Raw genomic sequence first — 13,618 nt, 5'->3', positions numbered from 1 at the left:
GGTGGAATAAAGAATCGCGCGACGTACGCGGAGATGGCATGGCTGTTAAAACGGATCCCGAGACAGTCGTTGCCATATCTATCGATAACCCTAGAGCGCTTCCGCCGGGAAACTTACTGTCGGAGCAGGACGTGCAGGGCTGCTTTCAAATTATGAAGCATCCCATCAGAATATTCCAAACTCTTGCTGGGTAACTATCCATCGGGTGTGGCTAGCATTTACCTACCACAGCATTTTTTGAACTTTATCCCGGAGCCGCATGAACAGCGATCATTACGGCCTTGAGCAGTATTTTTTTTGCCTTGGGACTGTAGGAATTCACTCGCCACTAGCTTGCGCTGAGTTAATGATGGCGTTTCGAAGAAATTCCATAGCTTGTTCAACCGTTGATAGTGCGCCTGCATCTCCTCCGTCCAGACCTCGCAAGGCATTAGTATAAAGTCCTCAGCGACAGTGCGAGAGTATTTCGGCGGCTCTACGCCAATGCCTACTATTTTTGTGAAGCCTGGGAATTTATTTTTAGCGGCGCCGCATGCTATTTCTAAAATCGCCTGGCGCTTTTCTCTGACATCGGGCGAATTTATGAAACTGTCAGGGACCTTTATTTGCAAGAACAAATACGCAGTAGTTTTAGTGATAGAGGACATCATCGTTACTTTTCTAGCGCCACCTTCCATTGCAGGGAACGTTTCTATCGCCTCCAGCAAGCGTTGGGCCAAGCATCTGCGCATGAAGCGGGGCTCTTGTACCATTTCGTATATCGCGCTAGGCCCTCGTAGCAAGTCAGCATTGCCCATTAGCTTTTCGTCAATGAAATACTGACAGGTCCTTTGTATTAGCTCGTCCCACATATACGAAACTACATTAGCGGCCTTCGTCGCAGCGTACGTATCGGACTCAATATAGCCCTTCCACTCCCCCTCACTGATCATCACCCCATTCACATCTGGATCGTCGCTTCCTATAAAATGGCGCTGCCTATTCTCATCGAGGTTTCTATAGTAGTGTGCGAGAAGATCCTCTTCGCCGCAGTAACTAAGTACCTTGAGCTTACTGATAGCTGCGGCCTTTTCGTCCAAATAATTAGCAAAATCCGTTACGGTATCCAGCTCTCCGAGTATTATTTCAAGGTTATGGCTATCCAAAATATTTACGGGTCTTTTCTTATCCAGGACCAATGAAAAAGGTTGAGCTGAACCGGCGGGCGCCTTTTCGGTAATATCTGTATAAGTTATCCCCAGACTTCCGTAAATATTTTCAGATGAGGCATTAATGCAAGCATCCCTAGCGCCGTGAGCAACTATTATCTTGTGGAAGATTGCCTTTTCCAAATCGATATTTAAGGGGAAAATTCGAGTCCTTTTTCCATCGAAAAATATTGGCTTACCACTTTTGATATAACGCTCGACTCCATGGGCTGTGACAATCTGCTTATCAATGACTTTCGACTTCCACCGCTCCCAAAGAATCAGGGGGTCCTTATCCGTCGTATGAGGCAAAACGTTATGTCGATCGAAGAATATAAAGACATGAACCCCAAAGACTGCGATAGAGTCACACATCTCCTTCCCATCATCTTTGTATGGGTTTGGGTAAGTCCAAAGCTTAAGGAAAGAATTTTGACAAAACTGAGAAAGCAACCGCTCGGACTCAGTGACTCCACCCGCCATAGACATAATACCGCCTCCACATTCGATAGTTACAGCCATTCCCTCAGAATGTCTGAATACTGGCATTTTCGCACCTCATCTTTTCCCACCGTATTTTTAGCTACCGTACACTCGAGGCCGACGTCCTGGTCGCGGTATAATTTCCCAGTCCGCTAATGCCAGCGAACTAAGGTCATTGGTCCGAGAAACCGATTCGTCGTACCCTGTTTCACAGCCGCGAAATGCATCACTTAGTATGAATCGGTACGAGGACTCCGACCCTGCGGTGGTCAGTTACATCGAAGCGTAATCATGATGGCAACGATTAGGCGGTCTGCCAGTTTCGCTGCAAAAGTGTTTGGCAGACAGATATCGTGCCGCATCGGCGCCCTCTTGCTTTTCCCGCAATTCCCCCTGATCGCTGAAATTGACCGGTCCAAACTTTTGCGTCGCCCAATTATGAATCGCGCCCTCACGTCTCGCTGGGTAGATCGCCGCCGGTTTGTTGTAAAACAATTCCCCGATCCCCGGCGTGCATGATCAATTCCTCGCGTGATCAGGAATGCTGTGCGTGACCACGCCCCAGATATCGAAGTCGTCTCCTTCCATGATGAAGCGGTCGGGGTATTTTCGGTTTGCCGAGCGCAGCACCGTGTGACAGCTCACAAAAGTGAGGTATTTGACCAGCGGCTGCTGATTAACCACGCCGATGATGACCCGCCCTGCCTTGGCATCGATCCCCTTGTCCACGATCAGCAGATCACCACAGAAGATGCCCGCACCCTCCATGCTGTCGCCTTCAACCTTCACCAGGTAAGTGCCCGGCGCGCGAATGTTCAGGAACTCGTCCAGAGAGAGGTCTAGGTGATCAGGCGCCATGTCGTTATTCAAAGCGGCACCACCACGACTGAAAGTAGAACGCCTCCTGGATCTGCTCGATGCCGGAAATAATCAGGCCCTGGGTACCCATGCTCGTCACGCTGGCATCGAGAAGCCTTGGCAAAGCATCCCGCGCGTGCCCGACGCTGTTCAAAATGAAGGCTTCCCGCGTAATTCGGCCTAGGGCGGAGCATTGAGACTCAACGATCTGCACGTCGCCTTTGAAAGGCGGAGTTTTGCTGAGCTGGTCTTTGGGTACGGCGACGCCCATCTGGCGGCGCGGAGTGATGAGGACGTACATGTGAAGGCTTCGCTTTTTTTATACTGTATATACGTACAGCTAACTAAGCGGGACGATTGCGGTCAACACTGTATAAGCCGATTTACGACAGGTGACCTCATGTGCGGACGCTACTCGATCTACTAGCCGATGAACCATTGTCTCGGGACGCTTGCGACAGAGCAGTTGGTCATTAATGGGTACGACATGCGGCTGATCGAGCGTTACAACGTCGCGCCGACGACTGGCGTCGAGATCATCAGAGCGAACGAGGAAGGCTTGAGCGTGGACAAGGTGCGTTGGGGATGGTCGACATTCTCGACCGCCGCCTAGTGAAGTAAAGCCCAATGCACGTCCGGGAATGGGTAGGTCCGAAGTCCATGCCTGAGCGAGCGGACGAGATAGCGAAAGATTGCTGCACGCCAACCGAGCAATTCCCGTAGCACGAGGTGGGAAGGAGGTTGGGAATATCCGGCACCGAGGCCCCCAACTTAGCAACGTTGGCTAACACCAGGACCGCGGTTTCCAACAAGGGTGCTGGCGTGGTACGGTCGATCTCTGGCGGCGCCCGAGAAGGATCACATGAGCGAACTAGTTGAGGGCTGTCCAAGATGTGGCGCGCAAGCAATCACGTTTGATGTGAAAGCAGCGCACCAAACGGGTTTTTTATATGGTTGGCAGTTGAATGCTGAGGTATTTGCGGCCTGTCGTAATTGTCACAAGTCAACTACGTTCTTTTTAGTTCAGAAAAATGACCACATGGAGCTCAAGATCGATGAGAAAGTTCTAGTCGGCTTGAGCGTCACATTAAACAATGTTTTTTTAATTCAGGGCTTTGTCTCTTCCAAAGACAGGGTCGCCAACCCTCCCCCAGATTACCTGCCCCCCAACATAGATAAAGCGTATAGGGAGGGAGCTCTCTGTAGCTCAATTCGTTGCTACAACGCGGCAGCGACGATGTTCCGATTATGCTTGGATCTCGCCACAAGACCAATGCTCCCCGCTCAAGACGTCAATGGTATGAACAACAGGATCCGAAGAAGTTTAGGATTGCGGCTCGAATGGTTGTTCCGTAACAACGTGCTCCCTGCAGCACTGGAAGAACTTTCACACTGCGTTAAAAACGAAGGCAATGACGGTGCCCACGAAGGAACTCTCGAGGAACAAGATGCAGCCGACCTTAACGATTTCGCGCATCTTATGCTTGAGAGAATTTACACAGAGCCACGACGTATTGCCATTGCAAAAGAGCGGATGGACCAGCGGAAAAACAAATCTCCTTAACAAGAAAACTCACCGGAGAAGGTTTTCGTAACTCCGCTCGCACGCTAGTCCAGCTATTCGGGCAGCGTCATAAGCCCCTGCCAGCTCTCCCGCTCTTTTGTCAGCCCGCTTGAACAAGTCGGAGAGCACCATTGCGGCGCGGGTGTCCTCAAAAAGCGTGACTCAGCGCTTGGCGAGATCTCGTCCGGCACGCTTGGTCGGGTCGTGGGCTTCGCACTTCTGCCGGGGCACTTCAATGCCGAATTCTTCTCGGACGGCGGCTGATACCTGCGAGGGGGTGTCGAAGCACGCCAGGGCCTGAACGATAAAGGCCTTCACCTCGTTGTTCAGGGTCGCCATAGGCTGGATTCCGTCTGGGGTCTGTCAGGGGTCTGTCAGGGGTCAGGCAGACTTGAGTAGACAGGTTCCGCAGGCCCTCGAAATATTCAGTTTGCCCACCTCGGCGGGTTTGTTTGCTGCATCGATCTGAGCCTGAACCTCAGTGCTCGCACCATAGCGGCGGACCACACCGACGAACTCTTCGACGTCGTGACCCTGGAGCTTCAGCTTGTGCCCGCCTTCCTGAGTGAATGCAGGCTCGCCGTATTTGTCGGTGGCGTGAGCCAGGTGATACAGCTCATGCTCGGTCAAGGCGCAGAACCCGGTGTCGCTGCAGGTCGAGCAGTAGTCCGCGGCCAGGGTGATGATGAAAGCCGGCACATCGCCGAACCAGTCACGCATCTGTTGCTCCATGCGTGCCTTCTGCCAACCACCGGCGCGGAAGGCGACCTGTTCGGCCTGGCCCAGCACGCGACGACCCGCCTTTTCGAAGCTGGTCGACGCCCACATGACTGCAATGTCAGCGTCGATGAGGTGGGCGTGGTCTGGGTTGTGGATGCTGTCGGTGTCGGCGAGGATCTCCATCTCAACCCAATCCCAGACCCCGGGTGCTGGCGCAAGCTTTATGGTCAAGTCGCGCAGCTCAACCAATGGTCTTGGCGGCAGCGGTCTATCCATGATATTTCGCACTTGAAATAGTGGCTGAATGCCGGTATCTGTGCCTGCTTTTACAGCAGCTTCAGGGTCAAAAGGATTGTATGAAGAAGCCACAAGCAGATTTTGAATACATGCGGGACCTTATCGAGGACTTCTTCAAGCGCCCGGCCATCCGATCGTCCCTCAAGGTCATCGACGAAGCAGGCATAACTGGGTGGGAAGTCTGGTTTCAGATTGAGTTCGCCAGGTTTTTGGCAGCACACGATTCAGAGCCCGACTGGGGCCGTGAATGTGCTATCGAGTTTGATTATCGGCGCGAGAAAAACCGAAATTTTCTCAAGGCCGACTTCATCATCAGGAAGAAGCATTGGGCTGTTGACCGATGGATCGCGCTTGAGGTTAAGCAACACGTCAATGCAGGCAACTGCATTAACAACATGGTGACCGACCTCGCCAAGGTTGCCAAAATGCGTAAGTCCGAGCTGGATATGCGGTCAATCTGGGCCTTGGGTATCTTTTTAGATGACGAGAAAGATATTCCGGAAATGATTAGAGAGAGGTTGATAAACGCCGGCCAGACCTACCACGAAGAGAGAATGGTTACGAAAACAATTTCCCGAACAAGCTTTAGCTATGCCCTGTTTTAGCAGTCCAGCTTACCGTCAGCGGAGTGTCTCCCTAACCTGAGGCCTCGATTTCTTGGTGATAGATTCGGCTATCTCGGATGCTTGCGGCAGTGATCAATCTGACACGGCTGGGTACTCACGCGCGGATCGCGAAGGCAGTGTTCACAGTCCAGCTTGAAGCAGATCCACTTTTTCACTGCTGGCCAGTGCATGACCATAAACATATGATGCAGCCCAGCCAAGCAGAGGGATACGTGAAACGTCAGCCCGGCATTGGTCGCGCCGATGAACAATGTCTGGTTGCGCGTCATCACGACAAACCCGCTGATAGCGATCGCAGAATAGATGATCTTGCCGATGATCCCGTCGCGCACCTTTCCGCTCAACACGCACCAGGTAGCCCACAGCGCGATTAGCCCGCACGCGATGGAGTTGATCAGTTCGAGGTTCATGGTGGATTACCTCCCCCAAACCGCTGACGAATCAGCGCCCAAAGGTCAGCGGCTTTAATGGCTCGGTTGGTCGCCGCCATAAGCGACCCGCCGAACGCGCCGAGCAGAAACGCCACACCCGCTACATCGCTGGGGTCGACCACGCTGAGCTGGTCGCACACGATACTGGTGAGGTAAAACGCGCAAGCGATCCCGGTGACGAGAAAGATCACCCACGACCACAGATCCTTGAGGTCATCCTTGTGCCACCAGCTGGCGACGATTGCGCCCATCAGCCCTGCGATAAGCCAGTCGAGATTGTCGAGCAGGCGGTGTAAAAACTTCATGCGCTCGACTCCATACAGGCATGCATAGCGACATCAGATTTCTGTTCTGGCACCACAAATTTGATATGTAATCCGTTCACCCGATAGGATGCGCTTCCCGCAATAAGCCTCACGGACGAAATAAATGAAAGCCATTCTCATCGCTGCCACAGCCGCGGTTTCTATTGCTGCGGCATCTGCCCAAGCTGCCGACTTCTCACCTGCTGAATTATGCAAAGCCACAATATCGGTAGAGATGGGACGCAAAACAAAATCCATGAAGACGGTGAATGCAGATCCACCTGAAATTTCCTACAAGCGGCCTGACGGCGACAGCTTCAAATATCGCTGCAAGATTGATGGCGACCAAGTGGTATGGCGTACGTTCCTCACCGACACTCGCGAGTGGGGCCGCTGGCGCGAAAACTACGCTGCGGGCGACGCGATGACCACCTACAGCATTGACGGCGGAAATCTGAAAATAACTAACGATCAAGCGAACCCAGCTTCCTTCAAGAAGAGCGACTTCTAACAGGCTCGGGCACAAAAAGCCCGCTCGAATGGCGGGCTTCTGGAGCAACTTGCCTTAGGCAAAATACTCAATGTGACAAAATCAGGAGCCCGGCACTACGCCGGGCTTTTTTCGAATGTCTCTTCGGCATCGGAACTCGTGCTCGCGGGGCCGCACAGACTGAGCCGCTGCGCCCGCTTCGCCTCAATTTGGCGAACAATGGATTCTCTGTGCTGCAAGCTGTGCTTCTGGAAGGCTGTTCGAGGTAAAACCAATCGGATCGGCATTGGCAACAACTCAAAAATCTTTTCAACCGCCATCAGAAAAACCTCGTCGTCCTGAAGTCGGTCGTGGGTGACGGTCAGCAGCCCGTCAACGACGACCCGCTCAATCTCGGTCCAGTGCTGTTCAACGTATCCGATCGTCGCGGACGCGCCCCCACCCACTCCTTCCAAAACGGCGTCTTTAGCAGACACGACCTTTTCTCCAACGGCTTCACCGAACGCTTTTGCTTTGTCTGCGAGAAATCCGAACATGATCCTGTCTTCCCTGAATTGGATATCAGGAGTTATCGGCATGTTTACCAGAATCTTGATTTCGACGACGCAGGCCAAGGGCGGCTCGGATAAAACCGGTAGCAAGCGTCCATGGTGCCTTGGCATTGCAAACCTGAGCATCTCGGACCGGCTGTAACGGAGCTGCTGAATTCCGCGTCATGACTTGCTCAACCTTTCCCAAAAAAAAGGCCAAAAAAAAACTGCTTAAGGCAGGTTTTTGGAGCAAATTGCCGTAGGCAAAATACTCAACGTAACAAAGTGATGCCCTCAGCCGCACATGAAGTCAAGTGGCCGCCTTCATCGAATAGGTCATCGCCCCTACCGGGCTCAACGCCATGCGATCCAGGTCCTCGCAGCAATCAAAAGCCAACCTCACAAAGCACTCTCAATCGCGGTCCCAGTTGCACGATTCAAGTCGCACCCCATACTCCGCCATCAGCCAACCTCGGAACCCCTCCGGTTTGATCAGTGGGTCTTCGTTTGCCGACTGCCCGCCCTGGTGCATGTAGCGGTACCTGGACATCACGCCCTTCACCACGTACTCCAGTTTCTCGCGCTTAGCCGCGGTCATGCGCTTGGACTTCGAGACCACCAAGCCAAACCCGACCACCTCCGCAGCCTCGCGGATATCGTCGTCCCGATTAGCCGCATACATGTATTCTCCGAACACTCGGACCTGCGGATGGAGCTTGGCGATCGCCGATTGGATGTGCCCGGCCAGCGCGCTGTGGATGGCGGGGTTCGCTGTGGGGCCGCGTTTCGTGCTCTGGACGACAACCCCGAGCTGCACCACGTCCGAACTCTGTCCCGGCGCCGGGTTGTAGGTGCAGTCATGCCAGGCCTGACGTGCGGAAAAAATCTTCATGCTGCTCCCCTCTTCAGTGCTCTGGTCAGTTCTCGGTAATGCGCAGTCAGCGCCTTCAGGTCACTGACCGTGTATTTCTTGGGCGCGTGCGGACCTTCCAGCCACGCGACCTTCTCCGCGCCGATGCGCTGCACTAGGCTGATTCGGTAGTTTACGATGTCGCCGGACTTGTGCGTGTTGCAGGGCGAGGGCTGCAGGTGGCAGTGCAGGGGCTCGAAGCGCAGCTCAGGCGCGCTTGCAACGGTGCGGTAGTGACCCGCGTCGTTCTTGCCCTGATGGAAGCGGCCGCAACTGATGCAAGGCTGTCCGGCGTCATCACCGCACACGACGCAGCGACTACACTGCATTACGTCGACCCGCCGTACATGCGCGACACCAGGTACAAAGGCGCATCGACTGGGCGTTATTACCGGCATGAGATGGACGACAAAGAACACCGGAAGCTGCTCGGCGTTTTGCTCGAGCTAGAAGGAATGGTCGTGCTGTCCGGTTACCCAAGCGAGCTGTACAGCGAGCTGCTTGCTGACTGGAGCCACCACAGCACGTCGGCGCGGATATTGGCAGGGCGCGGCACGGCAAGCCGCACGGAATGCATCTGGCTGAACCCGGTCTGTGCGGAGTGAGTGAGTCAGATCGGCTTGGATTTGGGAGCAACTAGCTGACCTGTGCCGGTTCTCGAATCGGCTCCCCGGCGAAACTGGCCGGTAAACAAACCGACTCGATATCTAGTCGCGAATCCTCCTCGCGATATCCAGCATCGGGACGTTGACACAACCCAGCCCCTTCGTCGCAGCCATGATGATCGAATTTGGTGAACTTGAGTCGAGCTCAACCAGCAGCAGACTTGCTACATTTTCCCGAGGCGCTTGGCATCACCGTTTTACCTTTCTTGATCTGATAAATCGGTAGTCGCCGCGCGGATTATGGGTCGCCTGCCGATCCCGCAATGGAGGGGGACGTATGAGGAAGGCTGACGCGGCAGAATTCGTAATTACACCGAAGTTTGCGCGTCAGGTCTGGGCTCGGTCACGCCGAGATATTGCGCGCGATCCTGCGACGAGGTGGATCACCAGACCTCGTCATTCGAAGTGAACGTCCTTAGCCTCATAGTCTTGTAAGATCGAATGCGACTCGGAGGGACAGTCGGAATGGCCAGCCATGCCTTTCCAAAACTCTTCACTGAACCATCCATCCAATCTGAAATACCGGCAGACAAACACTAAATCCATCCGATCCCAGGTAGATCCGGACCTGACATCATAATGATCTTCGAGCTGATAGAAGGAAATCGTCTTGCCTTCTCGCTCAAGATCATCAAGAAACTCAGCAAGCTCATCCACCTGCGTTTTGCGGATTTTGAAGCAAGCCTCATGGGCATCATGCCAGTCGCAACCATGGCTCCCGACCGGAAAAAGATTCTTGTCCCACGCAAAAGCATAGGCAGGAGATACCGTTCTGTTTGCTGAATCATTTGCAAAAAGCGATAGGATTTGAAACTTCTGGATGTTGTAAAGCATCTGCTCAACGGTTGACATCTACATCTCCCTGACCCGGCCCCATGCCGGTCATCACGTATAGCCCACCACTAGCCAATTCGCCACTGAACTATCGGAGGCTTTCGCATGGAACATTGCCATGAGCAAGTTCATAACGCATCAGCACTCCGAGTAGGTAAACGAGATAGCAGGATCCCACGAGCCAAAGACGGCGGTTCTACTCCCTCGCTTCGATGCTGCGCCCTGCTTTCAAGGAGTCGGCGCACACAGCAAAGTCTCGGTCACAGATAGCTACAGCTTGAGATGCGTCTATACCAACGGAACGCCGTCTGTCAATGGCTGTTCATGACGGTGCACTGTGCCAACTAATTAGCGTCGAAAGATGAATTAAAGGCGTTCAATTAGACGGACTATATTTAGACATGAGGCTAGCCCTTATTCGGTGAAACACCTCATTTGACAAGCTGACGAAATCATCCTCTTCCAGAGGATCCAGGCAAGACATCCAGCTCTTGGGGCTATCAACATGCGGCCAGAGCTGTAACAGCTGGCCGGATTTGAAACTTATAGGATAATTCACTCCCTCATACATCACAGCTTGAAAGACTGCTCGACCGAGCCGGACGGTATATATCTGGACTGCAACATGAGCTGCTACGTATCGAGAGGGGTTCCTGTCAATGACGTGATGACTCGTACATTTAGACTCACCCACATCCTTCATTACTCCCACACCTATATACCAATTAGGAGGAAGTGTAAGCCTATTCATCAGAAACTGTCGGTGAGCCAAAGGAATAGAGCGCCTCGTCCGGTCAGGATCTGTAAACTCGTTCATCATGGCCATAAGTAAAATTGCGATCGCCGCTGCTTTAGCATCTGCCTTAGTAAATATAAAGTCTTTCCCGAGGATGAGATTTTTCATCACTGGTATTGATTTCTGCTCGTGTCGCGAAATCCAGCCGCCATTGCAGAAAACGCATACATTCCGAATCTTGACCTGTCCAAACTGGGCATTGTGATTCTTTTCAAAGGGCGTGCCGAGTCTGACAATTGCCTCTTCCTGACCAAGTGCAAACCCGATCGATGTACTGGATACAGTCTGTTTGTACGCCGAAGGTGGCAGATGCTCTGAAATCCAGTCAGGGATCACATGCTGCTTAGAAAGTTTAGGGCCAGAGCAGAATATACATTCACCTTGTTTTTGTATTTTTGGCAGCTTCTTCTGGGGCATTATTTCTCTCACTTTATATAGTCATCTACATGCAAGGATTTTACATGTCTTCACATCAGATGAAACAACCCTTCGAGTTCAAAACCCAATACGGCCTCAGCTTCGACCCGCAAGACGATGAGATCGTCGTAGACTTCTTCTGCTGCGGTGGCGGCGCCGGTGGCTGACGTTCTCAAGATGGACGAGCGAGACATCACCGGTGGCTACCTGTCGATTCGGCAGAATAAAACGGCGGCAATGCAGCGTATGGAGGTAGCCGGACAGCTGGAGGAGGTGTTGACGCGGATATCTGCTCGCAAAGCTGCGCTAAAGGTCAGGTCGACAAAGTTGATCGTCACCGTTGAAGGCGCGGCAATGACCACCGCCATTCTCCGCAAGCGTTTCGATGATGCCAGGGAGGCTGCGGGCGTGCCGAAAGCTGACTTCCAGATGAGGGATCTTCGCGCCAAAGCAGGCACGGACAAGGCAGAAAGCAGTGGTGACATCCTGCAGGCAAAAGACCAGCTGGGACACACCACCGTCGTCATGACGGAGCATTACATCAGGAAGCGGAAAGGCAAGAAAATCACCTCCACAAAGTGAATTGCGGAAAGAATTCTCGATTGCGGAAATCTGGAGAGAAAAAAGGCGCTTCGGATTACTCCGTAAGCGCCTGATTCTGAATGGTGCCCCGAGCCGGAGTCGAACCGGCACATCCTTTCGGACGACGGATTTTAAGTCCGGTGTGTCTACCAATTTCACCATCAGGGCGGTAGCACATATCAACCGCGACCTTCGCGCTTCGTATCGCGAGGCCAGCTGACAAGAGTGGGGAATATATACACCCGCAGCCCTTGAGGCAAGTTCAAAGCTTTCGGATTCAATTGGTTACGTTTGTTTACCGTCGCAACCTCGATGCCTTGTCTATGCTCTCTGCCTGCGAAGGGTGAAACGCTGGCGCAGCTGTCTTGCCCTTCTTTTGACAAACTGAATGAGGTGTCTATGAAATCCGCTTTGTGGCTTGGCCTGATTGGAGCATTTACGGTGAGCGCTCAAGCGGCGTCGCTCAATGTCCCCATGAACCTGGTGAGCGCTGATGGCGCCCCACAGCCCGTTGGCAAGGTGACCATCAACGAGACCGCTTACGGGCTGGTGTTCACCCCAGATCTGAAATCTTTACCCGCCGGGATTCACGGTTTTCATGTTCACGAAAAGGCGAGTTGCGATTCGGGCGTGAAAGACGGCAAAAAGGTCGCGGCATTGGCAGCAGGCGGCCACTTCGACCCAGCGAAAACTGGCAAGCATCTGGGGCCCTATGGCGAAGGCCACTTAGGTGACCTGCCAGCGGTCTACGTCAACGCCGATGGAGTGGCCAATTACCCTGTGCTCGCACCACGCCTGAAGAACATTGCCGACATCAAAGGCCACGCGCTCATGATCCATGTGGGCGGCGACAACCATTCGGATATGCCAATGCCATTGGGCGGCGGCGGTGATCGGATGGCGTGCGGTGTTATCTGACGGCGCGCAAACCTGCCCAGGCTCAGATGAACCGGTGACAGAGATGAGTGGCTTGGTATCTGAGCTCTCGCTTCATCGCGTGTTGCGGAAGCGATAGCCAGAATTGCGGAAGTGATTCATTAAATGCCCTCCACAAAAAAGCCCGTAAGACGTTGATCTTACGGGCTTTAATATTGGAGGCCGAGGTCGGAATCGAACCGGCGTAAGCGGATTTGCAATCCGCGGCATAACCATTTTGCTACTCGGCCTCAAACGCTCAACGATCCAACCACTACCGCTAAACGCATACAAACTGGAGCGGGAAACGAGACTCGAACTCGCGACCCCGACCTTGGCAAGGTCGTGCTCTACCAACTGAGCTATTCCCGCTTTGTGTGGGCGCCATTCTATACACTCAAATGACCCCGTCAACCCCTTGATTTAAAAAAACTTATTTTTCATCTGTGGTCGTGCGCAGATGCGGCCATGCGGCGCGAAGGTATTGCACCATCGACCACAGCGTAAGGCCCGCAGCGATCATCAACAGCACGTAACCCAACACCACCCAGAAGGTAAACGCAGGGGGGTTGGCCAGCAGGATGACCAGCGCGAGCATCTGCGCAGCGGTTTTCCATTTGCCCAGGTTCGAGACGGCGACTTGGGCTCGTGCCCCCAGCTCCGCCATCCACTCGCGCAGCGCCGAGATAACGATCTCTCGACCGATGATCACGGCGGCCGGCAAGGTCAGCCAGAGGTTGGCGTGGGCCTGCACCAGCAACACCAGCGCAACGGCCACCATCAGTTTGTCAGCCACCGGGTCGAGAAAGGCCCCGAACGGTGTGCTTTGCTCCAGGCGTCTTGCCAGATATCCATCCAGCCAGTCGGTCGCGGCTGCCAGGGCGAACACCGAACTGGCGGCCATGTAGCTCCAGTGGTACGGCAGATAGAACAACAGAATGAAGATCGGAATCAGCAGGACACGTAATACGGTGATCAGATTAGGGATATTCATCGGCACAACTGGCT

Annotated in this window: 17 protein-coding genes, 3 tRNA genes and 5 pseudogenes; 8 read left to right on the top strand and 17 right to left on the bottom strand. The window is 53.5% G+C overall.

The window, feature by feature from the left end; genetic code table 11:
- Nucleotides 1–218 precede the first annotated feature (218 nt).
- The 3 genes from SLW75_RS02990 to SLW75_RS02980 form a co-directional block, all read right to left on the bottom strand.
- Nucleotides 219–1,736, bottom strand: coding sequence for a YecA family protein (locus tag SLW75_RS02990; protein WP_410933491.1), 1,518 nt, complete (start codon nt 1,734–1,736; stop codon nt 219–221).
- A gap of 453 nt (nt 1,737–2,189) precedes the next feature.
- On the bottom strand, nt 2,190–2,540 hold the full coding sequence (locus SLW75_RS02985; protein WP_410933490.1) for a LexA family protein: 351 nt from the start codon (nt 2,538–2,540) through the stop codon (nt 2,190–2,192).
- On the bottom strand, nt 2,533–2,829 hold the full coding sequence (locus tag SLW75_RS02980; RefSeq protein ID WP_410933489.1) for a hypothetical protein: 297 nt from the start codon (nt 2,827–2,829) through the stop codon (nt 2,533–2,535). Before SLW75_RS02980 ends, SLW75_RS02985 begins: the two co-directional genes overlap by 8 nt.
- 129 nt (nt 2,830–2,958) lie before the next feature.
- Here SLW75_RS02980 and SLW75_RS02975 point away from each other — a divergent pair, with 129 nt between their 5' ends.
- Complete coding sequence (locus SLW75_RS02975; protein WP_410933830.1) at nt 2,959–3,141, top strand: hypothetical protein; 183 nt, start codon at nt 2,959–2,961, stop codon at nt 3,139–3,141.
- Between the two features lie 249 nt (nt 3,142–3,390).
- Nucleotides 3,391–4,092, top strand: a complete 702-nt coding sequence (locus tag SLW75_RS02970; RefSeq protein ID WP_410933488.1) for a DUF4145 domain-containing protein — start codon at nt 3,391–3,393, stop codon at nt 4,090–4,092.
- A 9-nt stretch (nt 4,093–4,101) separates the two neighbouring features.
- Here SLW75_RS02970 and SLW75_RS02965 read toward each other — a convergent pair.
- From SLW75_RS02965 to SLW75_RS02955, 3 genes and pseudogenes are all read right to left on the bottom strand, one after another.
- A pseudogene (locus SLW75_RS02965) lies at nt 4,102–4,236 on the bottom strand (DUF2514 family protein); the annotation flags it as partial.
- Between the two features lie 21 nt (nt 4,237–4,257).
- Nucleotides 4,258–4,431 (bottom strand): annotated as a pseudogene (locus tag SLW75_RS02960) (DUF2280 domain-containing protein); the annotation flags it as partial.
- 42 nt (nt 4,432–4,473) lie between these two features.
- Nucleotides 4,474–5,088 (bottom strand): putative metallopeptidase, encoded by a 615-nt coding sequence (locus SLW75_RS02955; RefSeq protein ID WP_410933487.1) that lies wholly within the window; start codon nt 5,086–5,088, stop codon nt 4,474–4,476.
- A gap of 80 nt (nt 5,089–5,168) precedes the next feature.
- Here SLW75_RS02955 and SLW75_RS02950 point away from each other — a divergent pair, with 80 nt between their 5' ends.
- On the top strand, nt 5,169–5,714 hold the full coding sequence (locus SLW75_RS02950) for a hypothetical protein (protein WP_410933486.1): 546 nt from the start codon (nt 5,169–5,171) through the stop codon (nt 5,712–5,714).
- Nucleotides 5,715–5,782: 68 nt separating this feature from the next.
- On the opposite strand, the gene SLW75_RS02945 is transcribed toward SLW75_RS02950, so the two are convergent.
- Nucleotides 5,783–6,145 (bottom strand): hypothetical protein, encoded by a 363-nt coding sequence (locus SLW75_RS02945; protein WP_410933485.1) that lies wholly within the window; start codon nt 6,143–6,145, stop codon nt 5,783–5,785.
- Entirely contained in the window at nt 6,142–6,471 is a 330-nt protein-coding gene (locus tag SLW75_RS02940) for an MFS transporter (protein ID WP_410933484.1), read from the bottom strand. The genes SLW75_RS02945 and SLW75_RS02940 overlap by 4 nt, the downstream gene beginning before the upstream one ends.
- A 124-nt stretch (nt 6,472–6,595) precedes the next feature.
- Here SLW75_RS02940 and SLW75_RS02935 point away from each other — a divergent pair, with 124 nt between their 5' ends.
- Nucleotides 6,596–6,982, top strand: coding sequence for a hypothetical protein (locus tag SLW75_RS02935; protein WP_410933483.1), 387 nt, complete (start codon nt 6,596–6,598; stop codon nt 6,980–6,982).
- Between the two features lie 95 nt (nt 6,983–7,077).
- Here the strand turns inward: SLW75_RS02935 and SLW75_RS02930 are convergent, their stop codons facing one another.
- The 3 genes and pseudogenes from SLW75_RS02930 to SLW75_RS02920 form a co-directional block, all read right to left on the bottom strand.
- Nucleotides 7,078–7,497, bottom strand: a complete 420-nt coding sequence (locus SLW75_RS02930) for a hypothetical protein (RefSeq protein WP_410933482.1) — start codon at nt 7,495–7,497, stop codon at nt 7,078–7,080.
- Nucleotides 7,498–7,801: 304 nt separating this feature from the next.
- Nucleotides 7,802–8,383: pseudogene (locus SLW75_RS02925) on the bottom strand (hypothetical protein).
- Nucleotides 8,380–8,697, bottom strand: a pseudogene (locus SLW75_RS02920) (recombination protein NinG); the annotation flags it as partial. The pseudogenes SLW75_RS02925 and SLW75_RS02920, both read right to left, overlap by 4 nt.
- Between SLW75_RS02920 and SLW75_RS02915 the strand changes: the two are divergent.
- A complete protein-coding gene (locus SLW75_RS02915; RefSeq protein WP_410933829.1) occupies nt 8,635–9,006 on the top strand; it encodes a hypothetical protein in 372 nt (123 codons plus the stop codon). The pseudogene SLW75_RS02920 and the gene SLW75_RS02915 overlap by 63 nt on opposite strands.
- Before the next feature lie 456 nt (nt 9,007–9,462).
- On the opposite strand, the gene SLW75_RS02910 is transcribed toward SLW75_RS02915, so the two are convergent.
- Nucleotides 9,463–9,918 (bottom strand): hypothetical protein, encoded by a 456-nt coding sequence (locus SLW75_RS02910; protein ID WP_410933481.1) that lies wholly within the window; start codon nt 9,916–9,918, stop codon nt 9,463–9,465.
- 358 nt (nt 9,919–10,276) lie between these two features.
- Nucleotides 10,277–11,113, bottom strand: a complete 837-nt coding sequence (locus tag SLW75_RS02905; protein ID WP_410933480.1) for a hypothetical protein — start codon at nt 11,111–11,113, stop codon at nt 10,277–10,279.
- A gap of 44 nt (nt 11,114–11,157) precedes the next feature.
- Between SLW75_RS02905 and SLW75_RS02900 the strand changes: the two genes are divergently transcribed.
- The gene (locus SLW75_RS02900; RefSeq protein WP_410933828.1) at nt 11,158–11,280 is read left to right on the top strand and encodes a hypothetical protein; all 123 of its coding nucleotides are present in this window, start codon (nt 11,158–11,160) and stop codon (nt 11,278–11,280) included.
- Nucleotides 11,273–11,695 (top strand): annotated as a pseudogene (locus SLW75_RS02895) (tyrosine-type recombinase/integrase); the annotation flags it as partial. The gene SLW75_RS02900 and the pseudogene SLW75_RS02895, both read left to right, overlap by 8 nt.
- Before the next feature lie 81 nt (nt 11,696–11,776).
- On the opposite strand, the gene SLW75_RS02890 reads toward SLW75_RS02895, so the two are convergent.
- Nucleotides 11,777–11,863: transfer RNA gene (locus SLW75_RS02890), tRNA-Leu, on the bottom strand.
- A gap of 231 nt (nt 11,864–12,094) precedes the next feature.
- Between SLW75_RS02890 and sodC the strand changes: the two genes are divergently transcribed.
- Nucleotides 12,095–12,613, top strand: a complete 519-nt coding sequence (sodC, locus tag SLW75_RS02885) for a superoxide dismutase [Cu-Zn] SodC (protein WP_410933798.1) — start codon at nt 12,095–12,097, stop codon at nt 12,611–12,613.
- Nucleotides 12,614–12,787: 174 nt separating this feature from the next.
- Here sodC and SLW75_RS02880 read toward each other — a convergent pair.
- The 3 genes from SLW75_RS02880 to pgsA all read right to left on the bottom strand — a co-directional run bounded on the left by SLW75_RS02880 (nt 12,788) and on the right by pgsA (nt 13,604).
- A tRNA-Cys gene (locus tag SLW75_RS02880) sits at nt 12,788–12,861 on the bottom strand.
- A gap of 45 nt (nt 12,862–12,906) precedes the next feature.
- Nucleotides 12,907–12,982: transfer RNA gene (locus SLW75_RS02875), tRNA-Gly, on the bottom strand.
- 61 nt (nt 12,983–13,043) lie between these two features.
- Nucleotides 13,044–13,604 carry a CDP-diacylglycerol--glycerol-3-phosphate 3-phosphatidyltransferase gene (pgsA, locus tag SLW75_RS02870; RefSeq protein ID WP_065990459.1) on the bottom strand — a complete coding sequence of 187 codons (561 nt, stop codon included), beginning with the start codon at nt 13,602–13,604 and terminating at the stop codon, nt 13,044–13,046.
- Between the last annotated feature and the right edge of the window lie 14 nt (nt 13,605–13,618).

Source organism: Pseudomonas sp. W5-01, assembly GCF_046540435.1.
Lineage (GTDB): Bacteria > Pseudomonadota > Gammaproteobacteria > Pseudomonadales > Pseudomonadaceae > Aquipseudomonas > Aquipseudomonas graminis_B.
This window is presented reverse-complemented; position numbering and strand designations above follow the sequence as displayed.

Bases quoted from the DNA above. Each gene is read 5' to 3' on its own strand.
- SLW75_RS02900 (WP_410933828.1), top strand. From the start codon at position 11,158: ATGTCTTCACATCAGATGAAACAACCCTTCGAGTTCAAAACCCAATAC.
- pgsA (WP_065990459.1), bottom strand. From the start codon at position 13,604: ATGAATATCCCTAATCTGATCACCGTATTACGTGTCCTGCTGATTCCG.
- SLW75_RS02970 (WP_410933488.1), top strand. From the start codon at position 3,391: ATGAGCGAACTAGTTGAGGGCTGTCCAAGATGTGGCGCGCAAGCAATC.
- SLW75_RS02975 (WP_410933830.1), top strand. From the start codon at position 2,959: ATGAACCATTGTCTCGGGACGCTTGCGACAGAGCAGTTGGTCATTAAT.
- SLW75_RS02950 (WP_410933486.1), top strand. From the start codon at position 5,169: ATGAAGAAGCCACAAGCAGATTTTGAATACATGCGGGACCTTATCGAG.
- SLW75_RS02905 (WP_410933480.1), bottom strand. From the start codon at position 11,113: ATGCCCCAGAAGAAGCTGCCAAAAATACAAAAACAAGGTGAATGTATA.
- SLW75_RS02935 (WP_410933483.1), top strand. From the start codon at position 6,596: ATGAAAGCCATTCTCATCGCTGCCACAGCCGCGGTTTCTATTGCTGCG.
- SLW75_RS02945 (WP_410933485.1), bottom strand. From the start codon at position 6,145: ATGAACCTCGAACTGATCAACTCCATCGCGTGCGGGCTAATCGCGCTG.
- SLW75_RS02990 (WP_410933491.1), bottom strand. From the start codon at position 1,736: ATGCCAGTATTCAGACATTCTGAGGGAATGGCTGTAACTATCGAATGT.
- SLW75_RS02980 (WP_410933489.1), bottom strand. From the start codon at position 2,829: ATGTACGTCCTCATCACTCCGCGCCGCCAGATGGGCGTCGCCGTACCC.
- SLW75_RS02930 (WP_410933482.1), bottom strand. From the start codon at position 7,497: ATGTTCGGATTTCTCGCAGACAAAGCAAAAGCGTTCGGTGAAGCCGTT.
- SLW75_RS02940 (WP_410933484.1), bottom strand. From the start codon at position 6,471: ATGAAGTTTTTACACCGCCTGCTCGACAATCTCGACTGGCTTATCGCA.
- SLW75_RS02955 (WP_410933487.1), bottom strand. From the start codon at position 5,088: ATGGATAGACCGCTGCCGCCAAGACCATTGGTTGAGCTGCGCGACTTG.
- SLW75_RS02910 (WP_410933481.1), bottom strand. From the start codon at position 9,918: ATGTCAACCGTTGAGCAGATGCTTTACAACATCCAGAAGTTTCAAATC.
- sodC (WP_410933798.1), top strand. From the start codon at position 12,095: ATGAAATCCGCTTTGTGGCTTGGCCTGATTGGAGCATTTACGGTGAGC.